The organism is Blautia sp. AM42-2 (genome assembly GCF_003480245.1).
GTDB classification, from domain to species: domain Bacteria; phylum Bacillota; class Clostridia; order Lachnospirales; family Lachnospiraceae; genus Fusicatenibacter; species Fusicatenibacter saccharivorans.
Genome location: NZ_QUIM01000013.1, coordinates 62400 through 87104, shown reverse-complemented (window position 1 = coordinate 87104; position 24705 = coordinate 62400). Strand labels below are relative to the sequence as shown.

General features: G+C 46.7%; 19 protein-coding genes. 15 read left to right on the top strand and 4 right to left on the bottom strand.

Annotated features, from left to right (window positions below; all coding sequences use genetic code 11):
* The 10 genes from DW915_RS13195 to DW915_RS13150 form a co-directional block, all read left to right on the top strand.
* Window positions 1-668: RNA-guided endonuclease TnpB family protein (locus tag DW915_RS13195; protein ID WP_147398443.1), on the top strand; the 668-nt coding region annotated here is incomplete at its 5' end.
* A gap of 208 nt (window positions 669-876) precedes the next feature.
* The gene (locus DW915_RS13190; RefSeq protein ID WP_022462067.1) at window positions 877-1845 is read left to right on the top strand and encodes an AraC family transcriptional regulator; all 969 of its coding nucleotides are present in this window, start codon (window positions 877-879) and stop codon (window positions 1843-1845) included.
* 319 nt (window positions 1846-2164) lie between these two features.
* The gene (locus DW915_RS13185) at window positions 2165-4162 is read left to right on the top strand and encodes a beta-galactosidase (protein ID WP_158581064.1); all 1998 of its coding nucleotides are present in this window, start codon (window positions 2165-2167) and stop codon (window positions 4160-4162) included.
* Between the two features lie 24 nt (window positions 4163-4186).
* Window positions 4187-5839: a sensor histidine kinase gene (locus DW915_RS13180; RefSeq protein WP_117509490.1), complete on the top strand. Its 1653-nt coding sequence runs from the start codon at window positions 4187-4189 to the stop codon at window positions 5837-5839.
* Between the two features lie 16 nt (window positions 5840-5855).
* Window positions 5856-6590 (top strand): response regulator transcription factor, encoded by a 735-nt coding sequence (locus tag DW915_RS13175; RefSeq protein WP_055218660.1) that lies wholly within the window; start codon window positions 5856-5858, stop codon window positions 6588-6590.
* A gap of 95 nt (window positions 6591-6685) precedes the next feature.
* Window positions 6686-8233, top strand: coding sequence for an ABC transporter substrate-binding protein (locus DW915_RS13170; RefSeq protein ID WP_118697457.1), 1548 nt, complete (start codon window positions 6686-6688; stop codon window positions 8231-8233).
* Between the two features lie 71 nt (window positions 8234-8304).
* Window positions 8305-9225, top strand: a complete 921-nt coding sequence (locus DW915_RS13165) for an ABC transporter permease (RefSeq protein ID WP_022462072.1) — start codon at window positions 8305-8307, stop codon at window positions 9223-9225.
* 19 nt (window positions 9226-9244) lie between these two features.
* Window positions 9245-10138: a carbohydrate ABC transporter permease gene (locus DW915_RS13160; protein ID WP_022462073.1), complete on the top strand. Its 894-nt coding sequence runs from the start codon at window positions 9245-9247 to the stop codon at window positions 10136-10138.
* Between the two features lie 21 nt (window positions 10139-10159).
* Entirely contained in the window at window positions 10160-12475 is a 2316-nt protein-coding gene (locus DW915_RS13155) for a beta-glucosidase family protein (RefSeq protein WP_118697458.1), read from the top strand.
* Window positions 12472-13836 (top strand): alpha-L-fucosidase, encoded by a 1365-nt coding sequence (locus tag DW915_RS13150; protein WP_118742258.1) that lies wholly within the window; start codon window positions 12472-12474, stop codon window positions 13834-13836. The genes DW915_RS13155 and DW915_RS13150 overlap by 4 nt, the downstream gene beginning before the upstream one ends.
* An 82-nt stretch (window positions 13837-13918) precedes the next feature.
* On the opposite strand, the gene DW915_RS13145 is transcribed toward DW915_RS13150, so the two are convergent.
* From DW915_RS13145 to uxuA, 4 genes are all read right to left on the bottom strand, one after another.
* Window positions 13919-15172, bottom strand: a complete 1254-nt coding sequence (locus tag DW915_RS13145; protein ID WP_117509487.1) for an HlyC/CorC family transporter — start codon at window positions 15170-15172, stop codon at window positions 13919-13921.
* A gap of 238 nt (window positions 15173-15410) precedes the next feature.
* On the bottom strand, window positions 15411-16805 hold the full coding sequence (uxaC, locus tag DW915_RS13140; RefSeq protein ID WP_118742257.1) for a glucuronate isomerase: 1395 nt from the start codon (window positions 16803-16805) through the stop codon (window positions 15411-15413).
* A 17-nt stretch (window positions 16806-16822) separates the two neighbouring features.
* Entirely contained in the window at window positions 16823-18457 is a 1635-nt protein-coding gene (locus DW915_RS13135) for a mannitol dehydrogenase family protein (protein ID WP_118742256.1), read from the bottom strand.
* Window positions 18458-18472: 15 nt separating this feature from the next.
* Window positions 18473-19549: a mannonate dehydratase gene (uxuA, locus tag DW915_RS13130; RefSeq protein WP_022462079.1), complete on the bottom strand. Its 1077-nt coding sequence runs from the start codon at window positions 19547-19549 to the stop codon at window positions 18473-18475.
* Between the two features lie 749 nt (window positions 19550-20298).
* On the opposite strand from uxuA, the gene DW915_RS13120 reads away from it, so the two are divergent.
* The 5 genes from DW915_RS13120 (at window position 20299) to DW915_RS13100 (ending at window position 24687) form a co-directional block, all read left to right on the top strand.
* Complete coding sequence (locus DW915_RS13120; RefSeq protein WP_117761082.1) at window positions 20299-21537, top strand: glutathione S-transferase C-terminal domain-containing protein; 1239 nt, start codon at window positions 20299-20301, stop codon at window positions 21535-21537.
* A gap of 102 nt (window positions 21538-21639) precedes the next feature.
* Window positions 21640-22578: a transporter substrate-binding domain-containing protein gene (locus tag DW915_RS13115; RefSeq protein WP_117813662.1), complete on the top strand. Its 939-nt coding sequence runs from the start codon at window positions 21640-21642 to the stop codon at window positions 22576-22578.
* 95 nt (window positions 22579-22673) lie between these two features.
* A complete protein-coding gene (locus DW915_RS13110) occupies window positions 22674-23174 on the top strand; it encodes a GNAT family N-acetyltransferase (protein WP_117813664.1) in 501 nt (166 codons plus the stop codon).
* Between the two features lie 15 nt (window positions 23175-23189).
* Window positions 23190-23942 (top strand): amino acid ABC transporter permease, encoded by a 753-nt coding sequence (locus DW915_RS13105; protein ID WP_022462083.1) that lies wholly within the window; start codon window positions 23190-23192, stop codon window positions 23940-23942.
* Complete coding sequence (locus tag DW915_RS13100; protein WP_022462084.1) at window positions 23929-24687, top strand: amino acid ABC transporter ATP-binding protein; 759 nt, start codon at window positions 23929-23931, stop codon at window positions 24685-24687. Before DW915_RS13105 ends, DW915_RS13100 begins: the two co-directional genes overlap by 14 nt.
* The last annotated feature ends 18 nt before the right edge of the window (window positions 24688-24705 follow it).

Sequence of the window (24705 nt, the reverse complement as noted above, 5' to 3'; positions counted from 1 at the left end):
AAATTAATCACGTAACCATTGAGTACACACCGGCCGGAAAATATTTTGCAGTCTTAAATGTTGATTTCGAACCGGAACCACGCCCAAATGCTGGAGGAACGATTGGAATTGATGTCGGAATCAAAGCATTCTATTCTGACAGCAATGGAAATACGGTATCAAATCCCAGATATCTGGAACGCTCCATGCGAAAACTCATAAGAGAACAGCGCAGACTTTCCCGGAAGCAGAAAGATTCCCATAACCGCGGGAAGCAGCGGCTCAGGGTAGCCAGAGTGCATGAGAAAATAGCCAATCAGCGGAATGATTTCCTGCAGAAACAGTCAACGATGCTGGTGCGCGAAAACCAAACCATCTGTATCGAGGATCTGAACGTGAAGGGAATGATCCGGAACCATAAACTGGCAAAATCCATAGCAAGTGTTTCCTGGGCAAAGTTTTTCGAAATGCTGGAATATAAAGCCAGCTGGTATGGAAATGAACTTCACAGAGTACCAACGATGTATCCGAGCAGTCAGACCTGCAGCTCTTGCGGCTACAGAAATCCACGGATAAAAAATCTGAGCATTCGTATCTGGGAGTGCCCGAAATGCCATGCAGTTCATGACCGGGATACGAATGCAGGCATTAATATTCTGAAAAAAGCACTGCAGATGCAGTCTGCATAAAGATGAAAAGCTGTACCGTAGGGCATACGGGAACAGGATAAACATAGCTTGTGGACACTGTGTAAGACATTGCAGTACCGTAAGGGATTCGTCAATGCAGTAGTGGAAGAAACAAGAATCCCCCTGCTTTAGCTGTGGGGAGTGTCAATTGCACCAGAATGGAATATAATAGAAAGCAGAAAAAACGTGAAAAATGTGAGGAATAATCGTGAAACAGGAAATTATAGCAGACCTGTCCCGGATTACGGAGGAGGAACAGGCGATTCTGGACGGCAAGACGGAAGTGGAAAAGGAGCGGTATTCGAGCGGGCAGAAGTTTGTGATGGATGCGGGAAAGCTGCTGGAGAGGGGAAAATTGATTGATATTCGGCCGCACACGCGGTTTATTCGTTTTCCGGCGCACAGCCACAATTATGTCGAGATGATCTACATGTGCCAGGGAAGCACCGTGCACACCATCAACGGGGACCGGATCGAGCTGAAAACGGGTGAGCTGCTGATTCTGAATCAGAATGCAGTGCAGGAAATTGAACCGGCAGGGCGTGACGATATCGCGGTCAACTTTCTGATTCTGCCGGAGTTTTTTGACCAGACGCTGCGAATGATCGGGGCAGAGGAGAATCAGTTAAAGGATTTTATCGTCGGCTGTCTGAAAAGCGGGGAGGTACCGCTCTGTTATTTGCATTACAGAATCGCGGATGTCCTTCCGGTGCAGAATCTGATCGAAAATCTCGTCTGGACGCTCTTACATCACCAGAGCAATAAGCGGAGCATCAATCAGATTACGATGGGCCTTTTATTCCTGCAACTCATGAACTACACCGAACGCGTGCAGGTGGGAGAGCAGTATTTTGAACAGGAGATGCTGCTCGGCGTATACCGCTATATCGAGGAACATTACCGGGAGGGCAGCCTTTCGGAACTGGCGGAAGAACTGCACTACGATTTTTACACCTTAAGCCGCATGATCCGCCGCCTGACCGGGAAAAACTACACTGAACTTGTCCAGAACAAACGCCTCACCCAGGCCGCGTATCTGCTGGAAACGACAGGACTTTCCGTGGCAGACATCGGCGAGCGGGTCGGGTACGAGAACATGAGTTATTTTCATCGGATTTTTAAAGAGCGCTATGGAATATCGCCGAAGAAGTACCGGGTGGAGAAGAAAATAGAATAGAAATAGAAAAATCCACAGGGGGATAAGGGCTCTGTGGATTTTTTTGCTGTTATCCTATTTTAGCGGAAAACAAATCCTCATAAAGATAATTCTGCTTTTATAATAGATTTGTCCAGCATAGTAAGATGTTGGGCATTCGAAAAAGAAAAAGCAGAGAAAGAGTGGAAAAATAGACAACTTTAGAATATAATTGACTAAGAAAAAATGGAAAAACAGGAAAAACTCGATAAAATTATATTTTACGTCGTAATTGTCATAGGAATTTTAATGATTTTGCTGCAAAATGGAGGTAAGAAAAAACAGAAACGGAGTGAATAAAATGAGTTTATATATCGGGACAAATTATCATCCGCATGATTGGCCGAAGGAGCGGTGGGAAAAGGATTTTCAATTGATGAAAGAGGCTGGATTTGATACAGTACGGCTGGGACATCTGTGCTGGGACAGCTATGAGCCGGAGGATGGCGTTTATACCTTCGAATGGTTTGATCAGGTTATGGAGTTATGCGTAAAATACAAATTGGATGTAATACTGGATGTGTCGATGCATCCGGCACCGATCTGGGTTCATAAACTTTGCCCGGGATGCAATGTAGGAGGAAAAAATGGAGCTCCACAGGCACCGCTGCGCCGATATATGGACGATGTTTCTGATCCAGAGTATCAGAAGTATGCACTGCGGTTTGCTAAAAAAATCGTTTCCCGTTATAAAAATCATCCGGCGCTGTTTGCGTTTGGACTGTGCAATGAGCTGGGAGCAGGCTATCCATCCTATTCTGAAGCGTCGAAGAAGAGATTTCAGAAATGGCTGGAAAAGAAATATAAAACAATAAAAGCACTAAATCATGCCTGGGCAACCCAGCGCTGGAGCCGAAAGCTTTCATCTTTCGAAGACGTTGCAATGCAGGTAAATGAATACGAAATCGGGGCACCGGAGGCATGGCTGGATATGCGGCGCTTCTTTTCCGATGGTATCGCAGATTTTATTACAGAACTGGCAGAAACGGTAGAACAAAATGCGCCGGGAAAGGCTCATACATCGAACCATTTTGCAGAATATGAGACGCTTGGATTTGATTATTTGAAGGCAGCATCTGGATTTGTTGACTATCCTGGCATCGGTTTTTATCCTGGCTATGGAGACAGGGAGAGTATGGAATTCTGGAAAACGGGTTCCTGGTACATGAAACGGATTGCTGAAACTGGAAAACCAATGTGGTGCATTGAATTTGTGACAGGTGGTTTCGGGATTCATCATGCGGCAATGGGGATGAACAGAATGTATGCGTTCTGGTGTCTGCTGCATCGGATGCAGATGATGCTGGGATGGACCTGGCGAAGCATGCTGAATGGCGAAGAACAATATCTGACCGGTATGCTGAATCATGATGGAAGACCGAATGAAAATTATCGGGAATACCAGTGGATTGCATCGGATTTTCGGAAGCTGGAAAAATACGGATTTCCATATCTGCCGCAGCCAGAGATTGCTGTTTCTTACAGTTATGACAGTGAGCTTATGGCTGCGTATGCAAAAATGCAGTATCGAATGCCATACAGCAACAACCTTGCCATCGCGCATCGGATTCTGGAAGAGAGAAACCTGGATTATAATGTTGTAGATTTGCATCAAATGACAGAACAATATCAGATTCTGATTATTCCGGGTGAAATTGTAATGGATCACGAGCAGGAAAACACGGTGCGGGAATTTGTAAAAAATGGCGGTACGGCAATTATGACAGGGTATTCTGCATGGGTAAAAGAAACCGGTCAGGTATTTGACACGTCGAGACCAGGAAACCTGACTGATGTATTTGGAATAGAAATTGTTGGATATCAGAGAACCGCAGGTATGGAAGTTTCTGAAAAAGAAGAGCAGAAGCTTCGCAGAAATCCGGCAAACGGAAGAGAACTTCTGAAAGTGAGAGAAAAATGGATTGATGTGGATTATTATGAGCAGATCGAAGCAACAGATGCAGAAGTCCTGCAGCGTGAGGAGACACATCAGATTCCAGCTATAACCAGAAATCGGTATGGAAAAGGAGCGGCGTATTATTTGTTTTGTGAAACAGAGCCGGAACTTTTAGGCGAGGTTCTTGATGAATGCTGCAGGGAAAAAAGTATGCAGTCCGTGGTTACACCGCAGGGAGTAATTGGAAGAAAAATAGCGGAAAACCAGTATTTTTATGTGAATCTGACGGGAAAGGAGCAGAAAATAGAGCTTCCAGAGAATGGATATGGGGTGCTGCAGGAGAAAAAGATGGAAGATACCTGCACGCTGCAGGCGTTTGATGGTGAACTGGTGATTTGTTAAAGAAGATTGCATGAGGAAAAGAAAATGAAAAAAACAGAGGACAAGTCAGTTATTTACAAGTCACTCTGGATCATGGGGACAGTTATGATTTTAGCTGTCCTCATTATTGAGCTTGTAAGTATTTTTCTGATTCAGAGAGACAGAAGAAAGACGGAGAGGCTATTTTCTAATACGATAGAGAGCTACGGCCAGTTCTGGGAGGATAAATTTGCATCAACTTCAAAAGCGCTTCTGCTGATGAGCGGAACGGATTCAACACCATATTATCAGCAGCTGTGTATTTCGAAAGATCCGCTAACGGTGGAAACTGCTAAAGTACAGCAGCAGAAAATCATGATCGAAATGGGAGAACGGTATGGAAGGGAAATGATGCTGTTTGTCTATGTGCCGGAACGAAATATTTATTTTGTAAGCACAGAGGAAGGGACAACTTATGCCTATCAGAGAGCGTTTAAAGAGAAAATCATTTCTTATATCGCGAACCAATATCAGGAACCAGAGAAAAACTGGATTTTTATGGAATTTGATGGACATCAGTACCTGGCGCGTATTTATTCGGCTGAAAATGGATACATTGGAGCTGCATTTTCTTTGGAAAGAATTGTATCTGGTTTTGTCGGAGAACGAAAAGATCTTTGCGTAGAAGTGCGGGATAATGAGACAGGAGAAGTAAAAATACACCAGGGGACAAGAAAAAGCGGAATTAGTACAACTTGTGTTTATCCACTGAAATATACAAATGCACAGATTTATGTCAGTATGGATGAAGGAATGCTGGACCCGGGAGGAACGTTCGGAACGCTTCTGCTAATGGGAGTCATGATGCTTGCAATTGCCAGCATTCTGATGGCAATTGGTCTGCAGGGAAAAACAGTCTTTGCGCCATTAGAACAGCTTCGAAGAGCCATGGAGCAGTACAGTACCGGGGATTTGGACGTACGTCTGCCGGAGCGGGAAAATGTATCTCAGATCGGACAGCTCTATCAGACCTTTAATCATATGGCAGATCAGATTCAGATTTTAAGAATTGATGTTTATGAAAAAGAGCTGGAGCGGCAGAGGGCGCGAAGCCGTTTCCTGCAGGTGCAGATTCAGCCGCATTTTTATACCAATATTTTAAATCTGATTCATGGAATGGCACAGATTCAGGATTTTGAAGAAATTCAGAAACTCTGCCGGGTATCAGCTGCATATTTCCGTTATCTGATGGGGCAGAAAGGAACCTTTGTACCATTGAAAGAAGAACTTCGATGTCTGATAAGCTATGTTGAAATTCAGCACTGCCGTTATAAAGATATGCTGGAAATTCAGGTAAACGTAGAACCGGAAATGGAGGATGAAATGATTCTTCCACTGGTGATTCAGACTTTTGTTGGAAACAGTGTAAAACATAATATTATGCTGGTTCCGCATCTGGAAATCGAGCTGACAGTAAAAAGAGAAGGCGAGCATGATCTGCTGATTCTGATCGAAGATAATGGTTTAGGATTTAAGAAAGAAATTCTTGATAAAATTAATCGGAATGAGTCAATTGAAGAAGAAGGAGAACATATCGGAATACAGAATGTGAAGGAACGTATCCGTGAATTTTATGGGGAGGCGTATGAATTAAAAATTACAAGTCAGCCGGGATATAGTGAAATTCGCATTTTACTGCCGAGAATAGAAAAACAGTAGAAAGAAGGGAGCAAAAATGAATCTGCTGCTGGTAGATGATGAAATTGCCATGCTGCATATTATGGAGAAGGCAATTGACTGGAAAAAGAAGGGAATTCAAAAGGTTTTTACGGCCTACAATACGGATCTTGCACGGGACATTATCAGTAGTTCCAAAATTGATCTTGTGATCTGCGATATTGAAATGCCAAAAGAGAATGGTCTGAGTCTGATTCAATGGATTCAGGATATGTATCCTGAAATTATCAATATTATTCTGACTGGGTACCCGGATTTTAATTATGCGAGAAGTGCAATTTCCCTTGGGGTTTACCGGTATTTACTGAAACCGATTGCATTTGATGAACTGGAAGAAACAATTGCTTCAGCAGTGGAAAAGCTGGAGGAGTATAAAACAAAAAACAAACCGGAAGCAGATCCGGAGATAGCAGATGCGGTCAATACGATTAAAAAGTATCTGGAAAGCCATTACAGTGAAGTGATTACACGAAAGAAGATTGAAGAATTGGTGCATCTGAACCAGGATCATATCAACCGGGAGTTTAAGAAACAGACAGGATATACACTGATGGAGTATGTACAGCATTATCGAATTTTGATGGCAAAGAAAATGCTGCGGGAGACGACGCTGTCGATTTCTGAAATCAGTATTCGTACAGGCTATGATTCTCCGGCCTATTTTTCTAAAATATTTAAAAAACAGACCGAACGTACACCATTGGAATATCGTGCGGCAAAAGCAAAAGGATAAGTCGTTTTTGTTATAAAACGGGTCGGGATTGAAATTGAGAGAGAAGTGGAAGTGCGGTAAGATAAAACCATCAAAAAACACGGGAGGTAACACAAATGAGAAAGAAAATGGCAGCAGCAGTTTTGATGGCGGCAATGACCGCATCACTTCTTGCAGGATGTGGGGACAGCAAGAGTTCGGACAGCACAAAGGCAGATTCTGCGCAGACAACAGCATCGAACCAAAGTGAAGCAGGAGATAGTACATCCGATCTGAAGGATGGAAAAACAGAAGAACTTCTGATGGTATGGCCAGGATCTAATGCATCACCGGCAGATATGCAGGCCGTAGAGGATGAAATGAATGAGATCATCGGAGAAAAGGTAGATGCAAAAGTAAAACTTCAGATTATTGAATGGGGTGCTTATAACGACCAGACGAACCTGATGCTTTCGAGCGGTGAAAAACTGGATATGGTATTTCTGATGTCCAATATTCGTGAAGATGGACAGAGAGGACAGCTCTATCCAATCAATGATCTGATAGAGACGTATGCACCGGATGCATACAGTGCAATGGAGCGTTATATTGAAGCATGCTATTTCGACGGTAATCTGTATGGACTGCCGACGTATCGTGACCTTGCATCCCAGGCAGGATTTATGTGCCGAGCAGACATTCTGGAAGAGCTTGGATATAAAGCGGAAGATATCAAAAACTTTGATGATATCGAGGAAGTACTGAAAAAATGCCAGGAAGTACATCCGGAACTTTATCCGATGATTCCGTCGGATCTGAACAATGGATGTTTCGCGAACTATGTAAAAGGAGAGTTTGATGTTGTAACTTCAGGTGTCGGCGTTGATATCGATGATGATGCATCCGATGGAATCACCGTTATTAATACGTATGACACAGAAAAGTACAAAGAGATGGCTGAAAAAGCATATGACTGGAACCAGAAAGGCTATTTTATGCCAGATTCTACAACGAATACAACAACCCGTCAGGATCTGTTCCGTGCTAATACAGCGTTCAGCTATTATGGAAGCCAGCATCCGGGAACTGCAACACAGGAAACAATGAACTCCGGTAAAGAAATCGTTTCGATTCCGATTGGAAGAAGCACTATCAGTACTTCCTCTGTTAACTTCTGCCAGTGGGCAATTCCGGCACAGTGCGAGAACCCGAAAAAAGCTCTTGCAGTCCTGAATCTGCTGTACTCAGACTCCGACTTCCAGAATCTGTTCCGATATGGAATTGAAGGCAAAGATTATGTTGTATCGGATGGAATTGCATCTTATCCAGATGGAGTAACTTCTGATTCGGTAGGCTGGGGCAACGAGCTGTGGCTATGTGGTAATGGTTCTGTTGGCTATGCATGGGAAACTGATCCGGAAAATGTATACGAGAAATTTACGGAATACAATGATACTGCACAGGAATCTCCGCTGTATGGATTCATTTATGACACGACAAATGTAAAAAATGAAATTACAGCAATTACAAACGTAACAGATAAATATAAAGCAATCATCGAAAACGGCGATGCAGATCCAAGTACGACACTGCCGCAGTTCAATGAAGAACTGAAATCAGCAGGTATCGACAATATTATCGAAGATATGCAGAAACAGGTAGACGAATGGCTTGCAAATAAATAAACAAGGCAGACAGGGTCGGACGATGAGAATCGGCCGGCCCTGGCTTTTGAGACAGAAAAAGAGGGATTCCTATGGGAAAAAAGAAAACATGGAAAAATATAAAAAGAGCATTTCCATTATATATAATGGTAGCGCCGGGATTTTTATATCTTTTAATTAATAACTATGTGCCGATGACCGGTATCATCATTGCTTTTAAACATTTGAATTTTGCAAAAGGAATTTTGCACAGTGACTGGGCGGGGCTTTCCAACTTTGAATATCTATTTAAAACACCGGATGCAGCACTGATTACAAGAAACACATTATTATACAATTTTGCATTTATTGTCGTTAATACGACGGTATCTATTCTGATTGCAATTTTACTGAGTGAATTAAGAAGCAAGACAAAAGTGAAAATTTTTCAGTCTGCTGTTCTGATTCCATCTTTGATTTCGATTATCATTGTCAGCTATCTGGTATATGCGTTCTTAAGCGGACGTACTGGCTTTGTTAATGGACTGCTGACTTCTCTTGGAAAAGAAAATATCTCATTTTACACCGAGTCAAAATACTGGCCATTCATCCTGATTTTTGTAAACTGCTGGAAGGGAGCCGGATATTCATCCATTATTTATCTGGCAGCGATTCTTGGAATTGACCAGGAAATGTATGAGGCAGCTGAGATTGACGGAGCAACAAGATGGCATAAAATCAAATGTATTACCCTTCCGCTGCTGAAATCTACAGTAGTCACAATGACACTGCTGTCCATCGGAAGAATTTTCTATTCTGATTTTGGTCTGTTTTATCAGGTACCAATGAACTCGGGAGCGCTGATCAATGCAACCAACACGATTGATACTTACGTATATCGAGGACTGATTGAGCTGGGTGACATCAGTATGTCATCGGCAGCCTGTGTATATCAGTCGCTGATGGGATTTGCACTTGTCATGATTGCAAACTGGCTTACAAAACGTTACAGCAGTGAGAATGCACTGTTCTGACAGAAAAGAGGACAAAATTATGGTAGGAAAACAGGAACGGCGTTATCAGAGAATGATCACGGTAGTTCTGGCACTGATTTCACTGATTATGGTGATTCCGCTGGTGCTTCTGGTGGTTGCATCGTTTACAAGCAACAATGAGATTGTGCTGCATGGATATTCTTTCTTCCCAAAAGAACTGAGTCTGGAAGCATACAGGTACATTTGGAACGAGAGGGCACAGGTTTTCCATGCATATGGAATCACCATTCTGGTAACCGCGATTGGAACAACGATTGGCGTGATGATGACACTTTTGTATGCGTATGTACTGGCACATGAGAAATTTCCTGGAAAAACATTTCTTGCATTTTATCTGTTTTTCACGATGCTGTTTAATGGTGGACTGGTACCGACCTATATTATGTATACCCGCTACCTGCACATGAAAAATACGATTCCGGCATTAATTATACCGGGTCTGCTGATGAGTGCTTTTAATGTGATTCTGACAAGAACGTATATTCAGTCAAATGTACCGGCGGCATTAAGTGAGGCTGCCAAAATTGATGGTGCAACAGAGTTTCAGGTATTCCGCAAAGTAGTTCTTCCTATGTGTAAACCGATCATTGCAACGGTCGGATTATTTGCCGGACTTGGTTATTGGAATGACTGGACGAATGGATTATACTATATTACAGATACTAACAAATTCAGCATTCAGCAGCTTTTGAATAATATGATTAAAAACATCGAATTTCTTTCCAAAAATGCGAACAGTAATATCAACCTGGCCAGCGTAGGAGGGGGAATCCCGCAGGAGACCGTGCGTATGGCAATCGCCATCGTCGGACTGCTTCCGATTCTGATCGTATTCCCATTCGTACAGAAATATTTTGTAAAAGGAATTTCTATTGGAGCTGTAAAAGGCTGAGAAAAAATTGGGGGAAAGCAAATGAAAATAAAAGAGATGGAAACAGAAAAACTGATTTCGCTTCTCTGCGGCGATCAGTTTATGAATACAAAAGCACTGCCGGAATACGATATTCCATCCCTGGAAATGAGCGATGGACCGATGGGGCTTCGCTATCAGAAAAAGGATAAGGATTCTCTTGGCATTAATCGAAGTGAACCGGCGACCTGTCTGCCGGCGGGAGTAGCAGTAGCGGCATCCTGGAACCCGGATGTAGCAGAGCAGGTAGGAACAATCATTGGATCAGAGGCGGCTGCGTACGGAGTGGATCTGGTGCTGGGACCGGCGGTTAATTTGGAACGGAATCCCCTCTGCGGAAGAAATGTGGAATATCTTTCCGAGGATCCGCTTCTTGCAGGAAGACTGGGAGGTGCCTATATCCGCGGCGTGCAGTCACAGCAGGTCGGCGCATGTATCAAGCACTTTGCTGCAAATAATCAGGAGACCGAACGGGAATATCTGAATGTAATCTGTGAGGAAGATGTCCTGCGGGATCTGTATTTAAAAGCATTTGAAATTGCAATCCGTGAGGGAAAACCGGCAGCGGTCATGACGAGCCTTTCGAAGATCAATGGAACATACTGTGCAGAAAACCGCTGGCTGTTCGATATTCTTCGAAAAGAATGGGGATTTGACGGACTGGTCATGACGGACTGGTTCGGACTGGACGATCGGGTGAAATCGGCAGAGGCAGGACTGGATCTTGAAATGCCGGGAACGGATGGAAAAAGCACTGCTTATATGGTGGAGCAGTGGAAACAGGGCAGACTGGACGAACACGTGATCCGTGAGCGGGCAGAATGCATCATACGAAATGCGAGAAAGTGGAAGATTCCGAAAACGAAAAAGACAGAGGAAGAACGAGAGCTGCTTTTAAAAGAAAATCATGAAAAAGTCTGCGCAGCAGCAGAAGAAGCCATTGTTCTGCTGAAAAATAAAGAGGATATTCTGCCGCAGCAGCAGGGCAGAAAGCTGGCGGTTATTGGAGAATATGCGAGAGAACCTCTGTTTCAGGCGGAGGGCTCCGGAAAAGTAGAAGGAGCAGGAAAAGAAGACGCCTGGGAATGTGCAGAAAAATGGAACGGAGCAGATAATACACCGTTTGCGATGGGATATCGCAGGAACAATGCGGGAAGTGAAGCGGAGCAGCAAAAACTCCGGGATGAGGCGGTGAAAACAGCAGCGGATGCAGATGCGGTTCTGTTTTTCCTTGCTATGGATTTTGGTTTTGAAGGAGAAGGAAATGACCGTGTGCAATATGAACTGCCGGAATACCAGGTGGCTCTTTTAAAAGAAATTGCTGCAGTTAATTCGAATGTAATTGCGGTTGTGATGAACGGCGGAGCCGTTGCCATGCCGTGGGCTGACGAAGTAAAGGCGATTCTGGAATGCTTCTACGGCGGTCAGGGGATTGGAAGAGCGATTGTGAAAGTGATAAGCGGAGAGGTGAATCCGTCCGGACATATGCCTGTGTCAGTTCCGGCGTTCCGGGAACAGATTATCTCGGATGAAAATTTTGCAGAGCAGACGGAGCAGGTGACGTACCGCGAGGGTATGTTTATGGGCTACCGAGGATACGAGACGAAAAAAATTCCGGTGCAGTTTCCGTTTGGATTCGGACTTTCGTATACAACATTTGAAATTACGGAGTGCAGCGTGGAGCAGGAGAAAATCACAGATTGTGAGAAAACAGTTCTGCGTGGAAAAATTAAAAATACGGGCAGCAGAAAAGGGGCTCAGGTCGTTCAGCTCTATGTGAAAAATCCAAGAGCATGGAAAGCAAGGCCAGCCAGGGAACTTCGCGATTTTCAGAAAATTATACTGGAGGCGGGAGAAGAAAAAGAGTTTGTATTTTCCATTTCACGTGAACTGTTTGAACTCTACGATGAACGCGTTGATGAGCGGACGGTACCGCAGGGAATGTATGGACTTGAGCTTGGATTTTCAGTACAGGATATCCGTGCAGCACAGAAGATCGAAGTAACACCGGTTTTTCCAGTACCAAGACAGATCCAGGGATGGGATAAAACGGAGCGTCTGCTGGAAACGAAGGCTGGGGAACAGATTTTTGAAGAGCTGTATCGTAAAATTACAGAAAAAGCAGGAGGAATCTTCGCGCAGCGTCTGAAAGAAGAGAAAAATGTAAGAGAAATGCTTCTTTCTCAGCCCATTCGTATCGTTCACCTGATGATCTGGAATGAGATGACAGATTCAGAATTAATTGCTATATTGGAAAAGGTAAATCAAGAACTGTATCATGACTACCGGGAAAAGATGCGGAGTTTGGAGAAAAAATGAAAACAATAGAAGAAATGAAATCCTTTCCGGCGGCAAGAAAAAATTACAGACCGGAAAAGGTAGAAAAACTGTCGGAAGAACAGATGAAATGGTTCCGGGATGCGAAGTTTGGCATGTTTATTCACTGGGGAGTATATTCGATGCTCGGAAAAGGGGAATGGGTGCTGATGAATGAGCATCTGGATGTGCGGAAGTATGAGACACTGAAGGATGACTTTCTTGCAGAAAATTTTGATGCGGAACAGTGGGCCCAAAATGCAAAGGCAGCGGGGATGAAGTACATGGTGCTGACAACACGCCACCACGATGGCTTTTGCCTGTTCGATTCGAAATGCAGTGATTTTACCGCAATGAAAGGAGCTGCACATCGGGATTTTGTTAAAGAATATGTGGAGGCGTGCCGGAAAGAAGGAATGAAAGTTGGCTTTTATTATTCTCCTCTCGACTGGCGCTTTCCAGGATATTTCATGCCGGATCTTTACTGGGAGAGTGCAGAGGCACTGAAAAAACAGTGCCATGATCAGCTGATGGAGCTGATGAGTAATTATGGAAAGATTGATCTGCTCTGGTTCGATGGTGAGTGGCTTGCACTTGGAGGAATGGACTGGAATGGAGAAAGAGGCTGGTACAGGAAAGATGACTGGCAGACCAGTGAATATATGAGGGTCAATTATTTCTGGGAGTCGGAGAAACTGATAAATGAAATTCGACAGCTGCAGCCGGATATTATGATCAATAACCGCGGCGGCTGGGAAGGCGATTTCCATGTGCGGGAACGCAGAATCGACGGGATGCGGACGGACAAGCCGTGGGACAGCAACGACTGTATTGCGGATTCCTGGGGCTATATCCCGGGCAGACCAGTGCTGCCGCTGCGCCAGCTGATTCAGAATCTGGTTTCAATCGCCGTGCGGGACGGCAATTATCTGCTGAATATCGGCCCGGACGGAACGGGAAAAATGGATGAGGAGCAGGTAAAACGCCTGCGCCAGGCCGGAGAATGGCTTTCGAAATACGGCGAAACGCTGTACGGCCTGCGCGGCGGCCCTGTGATTGCGGACCGCTGGGGCGGAACGATGTACCGCGACAATATTGTTTATGTGCATATTCTGGAATGGGAAAAAGATCAGATCACGTTTGAAATTCCGGGGAATACAATGGAAAAATGGGAAGTGATTTCCGGCGGAAAAGCAGAACTGACGGAAGAAAACGGAACCTTTTCGATCTCCGTCCCGATTCCGGAGCGCGACAGCATTGATACCATTCTGAAACTTACCTTTGCAGAACCGATTGTATGGGAGGGCTGCAAAGGAAGGGAAAATGATGTGTATGGACTTGCGGACGGTCTGAAAGAAGAATAGAGGATACAAAAAAACGGATCGAGTATCTGACTTTAAAATCAGATGTTCGATCCGTTTTTTGCGTGTAAATCGTATCAATTACTTACTGTTCATTTTCATCCTTCGGCAGCCGCACGATCCGTACCTTGTCGACTCTCCGGTCTGCCATTTTCAGTACGGTTACGTCGAGGCCATCCGAGACGAAATGATCGCCTTCCTTTGGCACGCGCTCGAGGATCCCCATGATCCATCCGCTGACCGTAAAGACGTCAAATTCTTTGTCAATATCGAGCTCTTCATACACCTTGTCGATGCTTGCCGTTCCGGTCACGAGGTATTCGTTTTCGGAAACTTTCTGGATTTCCTGTACAACCGCATCATGCTCATCCCAGATTTCGCCGACGAGCTCTTCGAGGATATCTTCCATGGTGATGATACCGTCGGTGCCGCCGAATTCATCAATGATAATGGCAATATGCGATTTCTTCGCCTGCATTTTTTTTAGCAGCGGGCCGACCTTCGTATTCTCGGTTACAAAGAGCGCCGGGCGGATGATGCTGCTTAGCGGTTTGTTGGTGTGGTAAATGTGGTTGTGGAAATCCTTCTGATACACAATTCCCACAATGTGGTCGATATCATCATCATACACTGGCAGCCGGGAAAATCCGGTGTCGGAGAAAGTCTTAGCGATCTCGGATTTCGTCGCATCGAGCGGAATGCCGATGACGTTGACACGCGGAGTAAAGATCTCTGCGGCCTCCATCTCCATGAAGCCGATTGCATTCTGAATCAGATCGCCTTCCTGGTCGTCGATGTCGCCCTCCTGGGTCGCCTCCTCGACGATGGTCATCAGTTCCTCATCGGTGATGCCGTGGTTTTCCGAGGATTTGAAGATGCGGGAGAGCAGCTTCTTCCACTGGGAAAAGAAAAACGTCACCGGGGTCAGCACGATCATCAGAATGTGGAGAAACGGTGCGGAAAATTTGGCGATCGTCTCCGGAGATTCTTTTGCAATGCTTTTCGGGGAAACTTCGCCGAAGATCAGGACCACGATAGTGGTTACGATCGTGGAAACCGTCGCACCGGAGTCGCCGCCGAGAAGCTTGATAAAAAGCACCGTGGCAAGGGAGCTGAGTCCGATGTTGACGATGTTGTTGCCGACGAGAATCGTGGAGAGCAGCTTGTCAAAGTTCTCCAGCAGCTTTAACACCAGTTCCGCCCGCTTGTCGCCTTTTTCTGCCATATTTTTCATGCGGATGCGGTTCAGCGAGGTGAAGGAAGTCTCCGTCGCCGAAAAGTAGGCTGAGAGCATGACGCAGATAAGAATGATGATGAGTGACACAATGTCGCTGTTCATTTGTTTTTCCTTTCTTAGGAAACCGGGACACGATGCAAAAAATGTACAAAAAGACATAACCTATCTTGAATCTGGCGGAATCAAAGATAGATTATGTCTCCGTTTATCAAATGATGAAAATAAAGCATCGTCGAGGCATACTGCCTGAGTCGTCCATGTTTCTGTAATCCTTTCGTTGATCAGTAATCCCTTTTATTGTACGGTATGTGGGAATAATTGTCAATAAGGCATGCGAAAATCACAGGAAATACGAAACCGCATTGTTGTAGCTGATATTTTCCACCATCTCTTTCAGAAACTCCAGGTTCGCCGGGTACTCCCCGTTTTCCACCCAGTTTCCGATTTGATTGCAGAGAATCCGGCGGAAATATTCGTGGCGCGGGAAGGAGAGGAAGCTGCGGGAGTCGGTCAGCATGCCAATGAAGGTGGAGAGCATGCCGATGCTGGAAAGCGTCGCAAGCTGGGATTCCATGCCGTATTTGTGATCGTTGAACCACCATGCGGTACCGAACTGCACTTTCGAGCGGATGCCAGGCGCAGCAAAGTTTCCAGCCATGCTTGCAAGCATCGGGTTGTCGCCCGGGTTCAGAGAGTAGAGCACAGTTTTCGGCAGTGCGTCGTCCTCGTCCATATCGTTTAAGAAAGCGCCGAGCATCGGGGCAAAGGCGAAATCGTTCATGCTGTCAAAGCCGGTATCGGCACCGAGCGCACGGAACATCCGCTTCGAGTTGTTACGGAGTGCTTTGATATGAAGCTGCATGGCAATATTGTGCTTATGATACAGCCGTCCGAGGTTCGTCAGAAGGAAGCCCTTGTACATGCCGAGCTCTTTTTCAGTGAGAGCACCGCCGTTCATGCGATTTTCAAATACATCATTCGCCTCAGCAGCCGTGCATGGCACATAGAAGCAGCCCTCAAGGCTGTGGTCGCTGACAACGCAGCCGGCGGAGAGGAAGAAGTCGAGGCGGCAGGAGAGGGCATGCACCATATCCTCTGCGGATGCAATCGTCCTGCCGGCGGCAGCGGCAAGCTTTTCCACGTATTCCGGGAAATCCGGCTTTTCGAGATGAACGGCGCGGTCCGGGCGGAAGGACGGCAGAACGCGGCAGGCAAAGTATTCCTTCTGTAATGCCAGATGGCAGTGCAGATCATCTGCAGGATCGTCGGTGGTGCACAGATGCGACACATGCTGGTTCAGAATCAGATTGCGCACGGTAAACTCCTTCGTCTGCAGTTTTGCATTCGCCTCATCCCAGAGCTCCTTCGCTGTTGCGCGGGAGAGCGGTGTCGTGATGCCGAAGTACCGCTGCAGCTCCAGATGTGTCCAGTGGTATAAAGGATTGCCGATCGCGTTCTCAATCGTCTCGGCAAACGCCAGATATTTGTCGTAATCATCGGCGTTTCCGGTGATCAGATCCTCCGAAAAGCCCATCGCACGCATGGCACGCCATTTATAATGATCCCCGTCGAGCCAGACGCGTGTCAGATTCTCCATCTGGCGGTCTTCGAGAATCTCCTGTGGATTCAGATGGTTGTGATAGTCAAAAATGGGCATTTTTTCAGCCGCCTCGTGGTACAGTGTTTTCGCCGTATCGGTCTGCAGCAGAAAGTCAGCGTCCATAAAAGGTTTCATATGGAAATACCTCCCCTTTAGAATTGAGCGGTCAGAGCAGCAAGCGTATCTGCTACAGCGCCAGGTCCCTGAAGCATCGAGACAAAAGCATCCAGCACACGGTCAGAAAGTCCGGCGGAAATCAGATCCACACCGAAAATCGAAGCATCGGAGAGCAGCGGAGCCAGCGTTTTGGAAAGCGCCTCACGGTCAGCCGGTGCGCCGAGTTTCAGATCCTGCACATACGGGCGGACCGTGGCAAGCAGCGGATCCGGGCTCAGATCAAATGCATCGCCGTTGTCATCCACGCCCATCAGATACCGCAGCCATCCCGCAAATACAGCCGGAATTGCCTGAAGATCCGAGAGTGACAGCTCCGGAGAAGCAAGATACGATTTGATCGTCTCACCGAACCGGATCGACAGCTTCTGTGACGTGTCGGTCGCAATTCGCTGCGGCGTATCCGGCATAAACGGGTTCGGGACGCGGATGTTCAGCACTTCATCGATAAACTGCTTCGGAGAGAGAATGCCAGGATCGGTGACAACTGGAAGTCCTTCCACATATCCGATGCGCTCCACGAGCTTTTTCAGTACCGGATTTTTCATCTCCTCACTGATCAGTTCATAGTCCAGCAGGCAGCCGAACACAGCGAGTGTGGTGTGCAGCGGGTTCAGGCAGGTGCAGACCTTCATGCGCTCTGTTTTGTTGACAGTTTCCCGGTCGGTAAAGATCCATCCGCTCTTTTCCATCGGCGGCCGTCCGTTCGGGAAATGATCTTCGACTACGAGGTACTGGCATTCCTCTGCATTGACGAACGGAGCAACGTAGGTGTGGCGGGAGGTGACGATCGGCTGTGCATCGGCGAGGCCGTTCTCCTCGAGTATCTTTTCGATGGAACCATCCGGCCGCGGGGTGATCTTGTCGATCATGGTCCACGGGAAGCTGACTTTTTCCGGGTTCTGCAGATAGGAGAGGAAGCCTGGCTGTACCAGCTTGTTTTCTTCCCATGCAGAAGCGTAGGCTGTCAGGGCAAGGGAAAGTTTTTCGCCATTGTGGGAGCAGTTGTCGGTGCTGACCATCGCAACCGGTTTTTCGCCTGCAAGAAATCTTTCATATAAAAGAGAAGCAACTTTTCCCATATAGCTGGTAACGGAAGAAGGTCCGGCAGCAAAATCGGCAGCAACAGACGGCAGCAGTTCGCCCGCACCGTTTTTCAGGGAATATCCCTTTTCGGTGATCGTAAACGTCGCCATCTGCAGGGAATCCTTGGTAAAGATTTCTTTTAACCGGGCAAAATCCGGAGAATCCGCCGTATCGGCAGCCAGCGATTCTGCGATGCTTCCAACAACGGTTTTCTCGACAGAACCATCGGCTTTTAAGGTCACCAGAATGCTTAAATTATCGTGCGGCTGGTACATATCACGGATGATTTCTGTATCGAAGCCCTCCGCAACGATGACACCGCGGTCAAAGGTACCGTTGTTCAGCAGTTCCTGTGCTGTATTTGCCTGGAAGGCACGGAAAATATTTCCGGCTCCGAAATGCACCCAGCACGGAGATTCTTTCGTGCGGGTGATCATTGCTTCGCGGTCATAGGATGGAAGCGCATAGCCTGCGGCTTCCCACGCTTTTTGATCTGCCAGTCCGGCAGCTGTTAAGTTAAGAGACATCAGTAAAAACCTCCTTTAAATTCCACGTTTGTGACTCTTGTCAATAGCTTCCCAGAGTCCGTTTAAATAAGTCGCGCCGAGTGCGCGGTCATACAGTCCATAGCCCGGCATTGCCTTCTCGCCCCAGATCATACGTCCGTGGTCCGGGCGGATCGGGCCGTCGAAGCCGATGTCGTACAGCGCTTTCATGATCTCATACATATCGAAGCTGCCGTCAGAGGAAAGGTGTGCGGCCTCCTCGAAATCCTGCTGGCTGTGGAATTTCAGATTGCGGACGTGAGCGAAGTGGATGCGGCCCTTTAAGGAACGGATCATATCCGGCAGATCGTTCTCCAGGTTTGTTCCGTAGGAACCCGAGCAGAAGGTCACGCCGTTGTGCGGGTCATCGACCATCTTCATCATGCGCAGAATGTTTTCTTTATTAATGATGATTCTCGGAAGACCGAAGACACTCCATGCCGGGTCGTCCGGGTGAATGGCCATTTTGATATCGTACTCGTTGCAGACCGGCATGATGCGTTCGAGGAAGTATTTGAGGTTGGCAAACAGTTTCTCATCATCCACATCGCGGTAAGCGTCAAAGAGCTCTTTCACTTTTGCCATGCGCTCCGGCTCCCAGCCAGGAAGAATTGCGCCGTTTGCATCACCTGCGATAGATTCAAACATTTTTTCCGGAACAAGTGCGTCTACGGCGGACTGTTTGTAGGCAAGTACGGTCGAGCCGTCCGGACGGACGCGTGCGAGTTCTGTTCTGGTCCAGTCGAAGACCGGCATGAAGTTATAGCAGACAAGGTGAATGTCTTCCTTGCCGAGGTGCTTTAACGTTTCAATATAATTATCGATGTACTGCTCACGGTCCGGGCTGCCGATTTTGATGGCGTCGTGGATGTTGACGCTCTCGATGCCGGAGATGTGAAGTCCAGAGGCCTCAACCTCTTCTTTTAACGCGTGAATCGCTTCGCGTGTCCACACCTCGCCCGGGGTAGTGTCGTACAGGGTTGTGATGACTCCGGTTACGCCCGGAATCTGGCGGATCTGCTCTAAGGTAACGGTATCAAATTTGGAACCATACCAGCGAAATGTCATTTCCATAAGAAAAACTCTCCTTTATTTTGTAATGTACTCTCGGAATCTTTCTGCACTTGCCTTTGCGGCTGATTTTCCGCCAGCTGCACCCGAATTTCATCAACGTACGCACCGCGTACGCCTCAGAAATTTGGGCACAACTGACAAAAAATCATCTCACAAAAACAAGCACAGAAAGATTCCGAGAGTACATTGTATTTTGCAAGTGGTGTTCTTTGCTTTTTATTGTATCGTTTTTTAAGAAAAAAGCCATGGCAAGAATTGTTGAGCACATTGCAAAAGTTGCGGCGGTTGGTAGGAAAAAGCAAAATCAGCCTACAGGTGTGATAAGTAATATCTTTCTGGTATGACTAACCAATAGGAAAAACCTATAATCGATTCATCGAAATAACAATTACCAAAAGGCGTTTTAGGGGTTGCACATAGAAAAAATATGCATTATAATATGCCATGTAATCGAGAAACACATTAAACATATCGACTTAGTAGGAAAGGAGAACAGCAAATGAAAAAAACAGACAACAGACGAATGCAGGAGAACAGAATGATGGAGATGTGTTGTTGCTGTTGCTGCAGCTCCAATCAGAATAAAGAAAAATAAGAAACATTCGCAGGCAGAAAAAGCATAGCAGAAATTGCATGTGCGGGCAGGCCGGAACGAATGCCTGCTATTTTTTTAACCTTTTTTAAAAGAAATGAGAATAAACAACATAAGAATAGATAATAAACAGACATAGAAAACGGAGGACAAAAACATGAGCGGATGCGGATGCAGCTTCACCCCAGTTGAAAATAAAGAAACCGAAGAAATCAAATACACAGATGCACTGGCAGAACAGTTTGCAGCAGAAGTCGGAGTAGACCCAAGACCAAATGAAACCCTTGTAGAGATCGATGAGCGCGGCGCTTTCATCCGTCAGCCAAATGCATTTATCCAGCCATTCGGCGATAAAGAAGGCGGCCTGAAAGCAGAAGCAAACCGCTTCGGGATCTACTGGGCAACCGGATGCAACTGGTCCAACCGTCCGATCATCGTGCGGGAGCTTTTAGGACTGCAGGATGTGATCTCGGAGACGAGAGTTTCTCCATCCGGCGAGACAAACCGTTACGGACATGCATTCGGACAGTATCCGGATTTCAAGGATCCGGCGACAGGCGCTTACTTCTTAAGTGAGTTCTATAAAAGAGCAAACCCGGACTTCAAAGGAAGAGCAACGACACCGACCCTGGTGGATGTCAAAGAGAAAAAGGCTGTGAACAACGATTATCACCGCCTTACGAACTATCTCGAAGTGCAGTTCCGTCCATTCCAGCCAAAAGATGCGCCGGACCTGTACCCGAAAAAATTCCGGAAAGAGATCGATGAGTTTAACGACTGGCTCTTCCCGCATATCAACAACGGCCATTACCGCATGGCATTCTGCCAGTCACCGGAAGCATACGATGAGGCATACGAAGATTTCTATGAATCCCTCGATAAGCTGGACAAACGGCTGGAGACGAACCGTTTCCTGTTCGGCGACTACATCACCGACAGCGATGTCCGCGCTTACGTCACTCTGATCCGTTGGGATGTCAGCTACTTCCACAACGTAGGACCGGTGAAGAAACCGATTCGTGATTACAAAAATATCTGGGGCTACTTAAAAGAGCTGTATGCGATCCCGGCCTTCCGTCACGGAAGCGATCCGCAGGTGCTGGCACTTTCGAGACCTGGAAAGAAATTAGGCGAGGTTCTCTTCCGCGGATACAACGAACGAATCCTTGCAAAAGTAGATTTCGAGAAGCTGATGGCAGACGATGGATCGAGAAGAACACTCAGCAAAACACCGGATGAAGTATTCCTTCGCCATCCGGAGGGAGAGACCTACGAGGATTACGCAGGAGAAATCTCAAAAACCATCTGGAACAGCCCGAAATGGGAAGACAGAAACCCGAAGAACGGCGTACTTTCCGTGGATGCATCGATTAATCCGCTGAAAGGACTTTTATAAAGAGATAAGACAGAAGAATCCGGAGCGCTCTGGTGGAACACTCTCAGGCAGCCGGGGTGCGGCCGGAACTGAAAAGAACGAGAAAATGAGGAGGATTTTATTATGAAAAAGACAAAGAAATTCTGGGCAGTATTGGCAGCGGCGGGCCTTTTGGCAGCAAGCTTTGCAGGATGCGGAAGCAATGCATCAGCAAATGCAGGAAGCAGCAGCGGTTCCGCAGCATCATCTTCCGCAGCATCATCTTCCGCAGAAGGCAGCTCCGCATCGGATTCCGGTGAGAAAAAAGTGATCAAAGCTGTAACAAGCGGCACACTGGCACCGTACTTTTACGTAAATGATGACAACGAGCTGACCGGTGTCGATATCGATATCGTAAAAGAAGTGTTCAACCGCCTTCCGCAGTATGAACTGAAAATTGAGCAGGCAGATGCACTGCAGGGTGTGCTGAGCGGTCAGTACGACATCGCAGTCAACAACTATGGATATACCGATGAGAGAGCAGAATCCTACTACTTCTCTTTACCATATAAAACCAGCTTCAACGAATACATTCAGAGAACCGGCGATGAGCCGCTGACTTCTCTTACCGATCTGGCAGACCGCGGATACAAAATTGAGCTGAGTGCAGGAAGCCTTACCGCAAATGCACTGGAAAAATGGAATACAGACAACCCGGATCACCAGATCAATATCGTATATTCCAATGCAAACTTCCAGGTCCGCTACCAGCATATCGTAGATGGAACCGCTGATGTGGCAATCGACGACGGACCGATCATCGACAACCTGCTTCCGCAGTTCGGACTGGAAGGTCAGCTGGAAGCAAACGAGATCGACGAGGAGACCGAAGATTTCCTGTTCCCGCAGAACAATACCTACTTCCTGTTTGGAAAGAACGAAGAGGGCGCAGCACTCCGCGAGGATGTTGACAAAGCCTTAAAAGAGATGAAAGAAGACGGAACTCTTTCCAAGATCACAACCGAGTATCTCGGCGTGGACACCAGCCCGGACGAGAAATACTTTGATGAGACACCAAACTAGAATATCGTTTTCGAAATAAAAACAGAAGAGATTACAAAACAGACGGGAAGCGGATCGAGAACATCCGTTTCCCGATTCTAAAAGGAGCGAAAAACATGGCAGAAATTTACCGGGTAGAAAAGGGAAGCGAAGAGTGGAAATACAAAGCATATGATTACGTCAGAACCGATGCGTTCTGCTGCGGACAGAACATTCCGATTGAACTGGAATTCGGACAGGACGAGAGCAAAGATGATCTGCAGGCGATTCTGCTGACAGAAGATCACAAGCCGGTAGCCGGCTGCCGCATCGCATTTCCGGCGGAAAAGACAGGAAAAATCGAGCGTGTCTGTGTGGTCAGAGAAAAACAGAAAAGCGGATACGGCCGCGTACTGGTCGAAGCCGCTGAGAAATGGCTGAAAGAATACGGTGTTGATCACATCGTCATCACAAGCCAGGACCGCGCCGCAGGCTTTTATGAGAAATTAGGCTACAAACTGAATCCGGACGCTGACCTGTCGGTATACGACCACCATGCACTGAAGAAAGACGAAGAGCCGAAAAAGCCGAAGAAAAATCTTGGCTTTACCTGTGTACTGGTAGAAAAATACGTGTAAGAGAGGACGAAAATCATGGGAAAATTATTTGACGTTTCACTGGTATTTTCATCCATACCAGAATTGCTGACAAAGCTGCCGATCACGCTGGAACTGGCCGTGGTTTCTATGCTGATCGGACTGGGACTGGGACTTGTGATGGCGATCATCAAAATGAAAAAAATCAGAGTGCTGACGCAGATTACGAATCTTCTGATTTCACTGCTCCGCGGCACGCCGGTCATCGTACAGCTGTATGTTGCGTTCTTTGGTATTCCCATGATGTTCAAGGCAATCAACCAGCAGTTCGGAACGAATCTGGCGGTTGCCAATATTTCCGGTTTCGTCTATGCGATGATCGCTCTGGGACTGAACCAGTCGGGCTTTATGGCTGAGATTATCCGTTCGGCCCTGCAGTCCGTTGACCCGGGCCAGATCGAAGCAGCACATGCACTTGGCATGACGTATCCGCAGACACTGCGCCGCATCATTCTGCCGGAGGCCTTTGAGGTTGCGCTTCCGACCCTTGGAAACTCTTTTATCAGTATCATCAAAGGAACGTCTCTTGCCTTTACCTGCGCCGTTGTCGAGATTACCGCACAGGGCCAGATTATTGGAGGAAGAACGTATCGCTACTTTGAAGTTTACGTTTCACTGGCCATCATTTACTGGCTGGTAACACTGGTGATCGAGCAGATCATCCGCGTAATTGAAAATAAAATCCGGATTCCGGACCAGGTAGAGCTGGCGTCCGCAAACGGGGAGGGTAAGAAAAATGATAAAAATTGATCATTTATCAAAAAAATATAACGACAACGTGGTGCTCGACGACATCAGCCTCGAGATCAAACAGGGCGATGTTGTGGGAATCATCGGTCCTTCCGGAACCGGAAAATCAACGCTTCTGCGCTGCGTCAACCGCCTTGAGACACCGGAGAAGGGAACGGTGACGATCGGGGACAAGGTGATCGGCCTTTCCGAGCGGAAACCGAAAGAGCTTCTGTATTTAAGACAGAACACAGGAATGGTGTTCCAGCGGTTCAATCTGTTTGAGAAGAAAACCGCACTGGAAAATGTGATGGAAGGCCTGATTGTTGTCAAGAAGATGAAAAAAGACGAGGCCAGAGCCATTGCATTAGAAGAACTGAAACTGGTCGGCATGGAGAAATGGGCAAACCACTATCCGAAGCATATGTCCGGCGGACAGCAGCAGAGGGTGGCGCTCGCAAGAGCCCTCGCCATGAAACCGCAGATTCTGCTGCTCGACGAGCCGACTTCAGCCCTTGACCCGGAGCTGGTTGGAGAGGTTCTGGATGTTATTAAAAAAGTTGCGGCACAGGGATATACAATGCTTCTGGTTTCCCATGAGATGAACTTTATCCGCCATGTGTCGAACCGTGTGATCTTCCTTGATAAAGGACACGTAGTAGAAGACGGAACACCGAAAGAAGTATTCGAGCATCCGCAGAATCAGAGAACACGGGAGTTCTTCAGCAAGATGCATATTATGGCGCAGCCTGAGTATGTTATTTAAATTGCGGACACAGCCAAA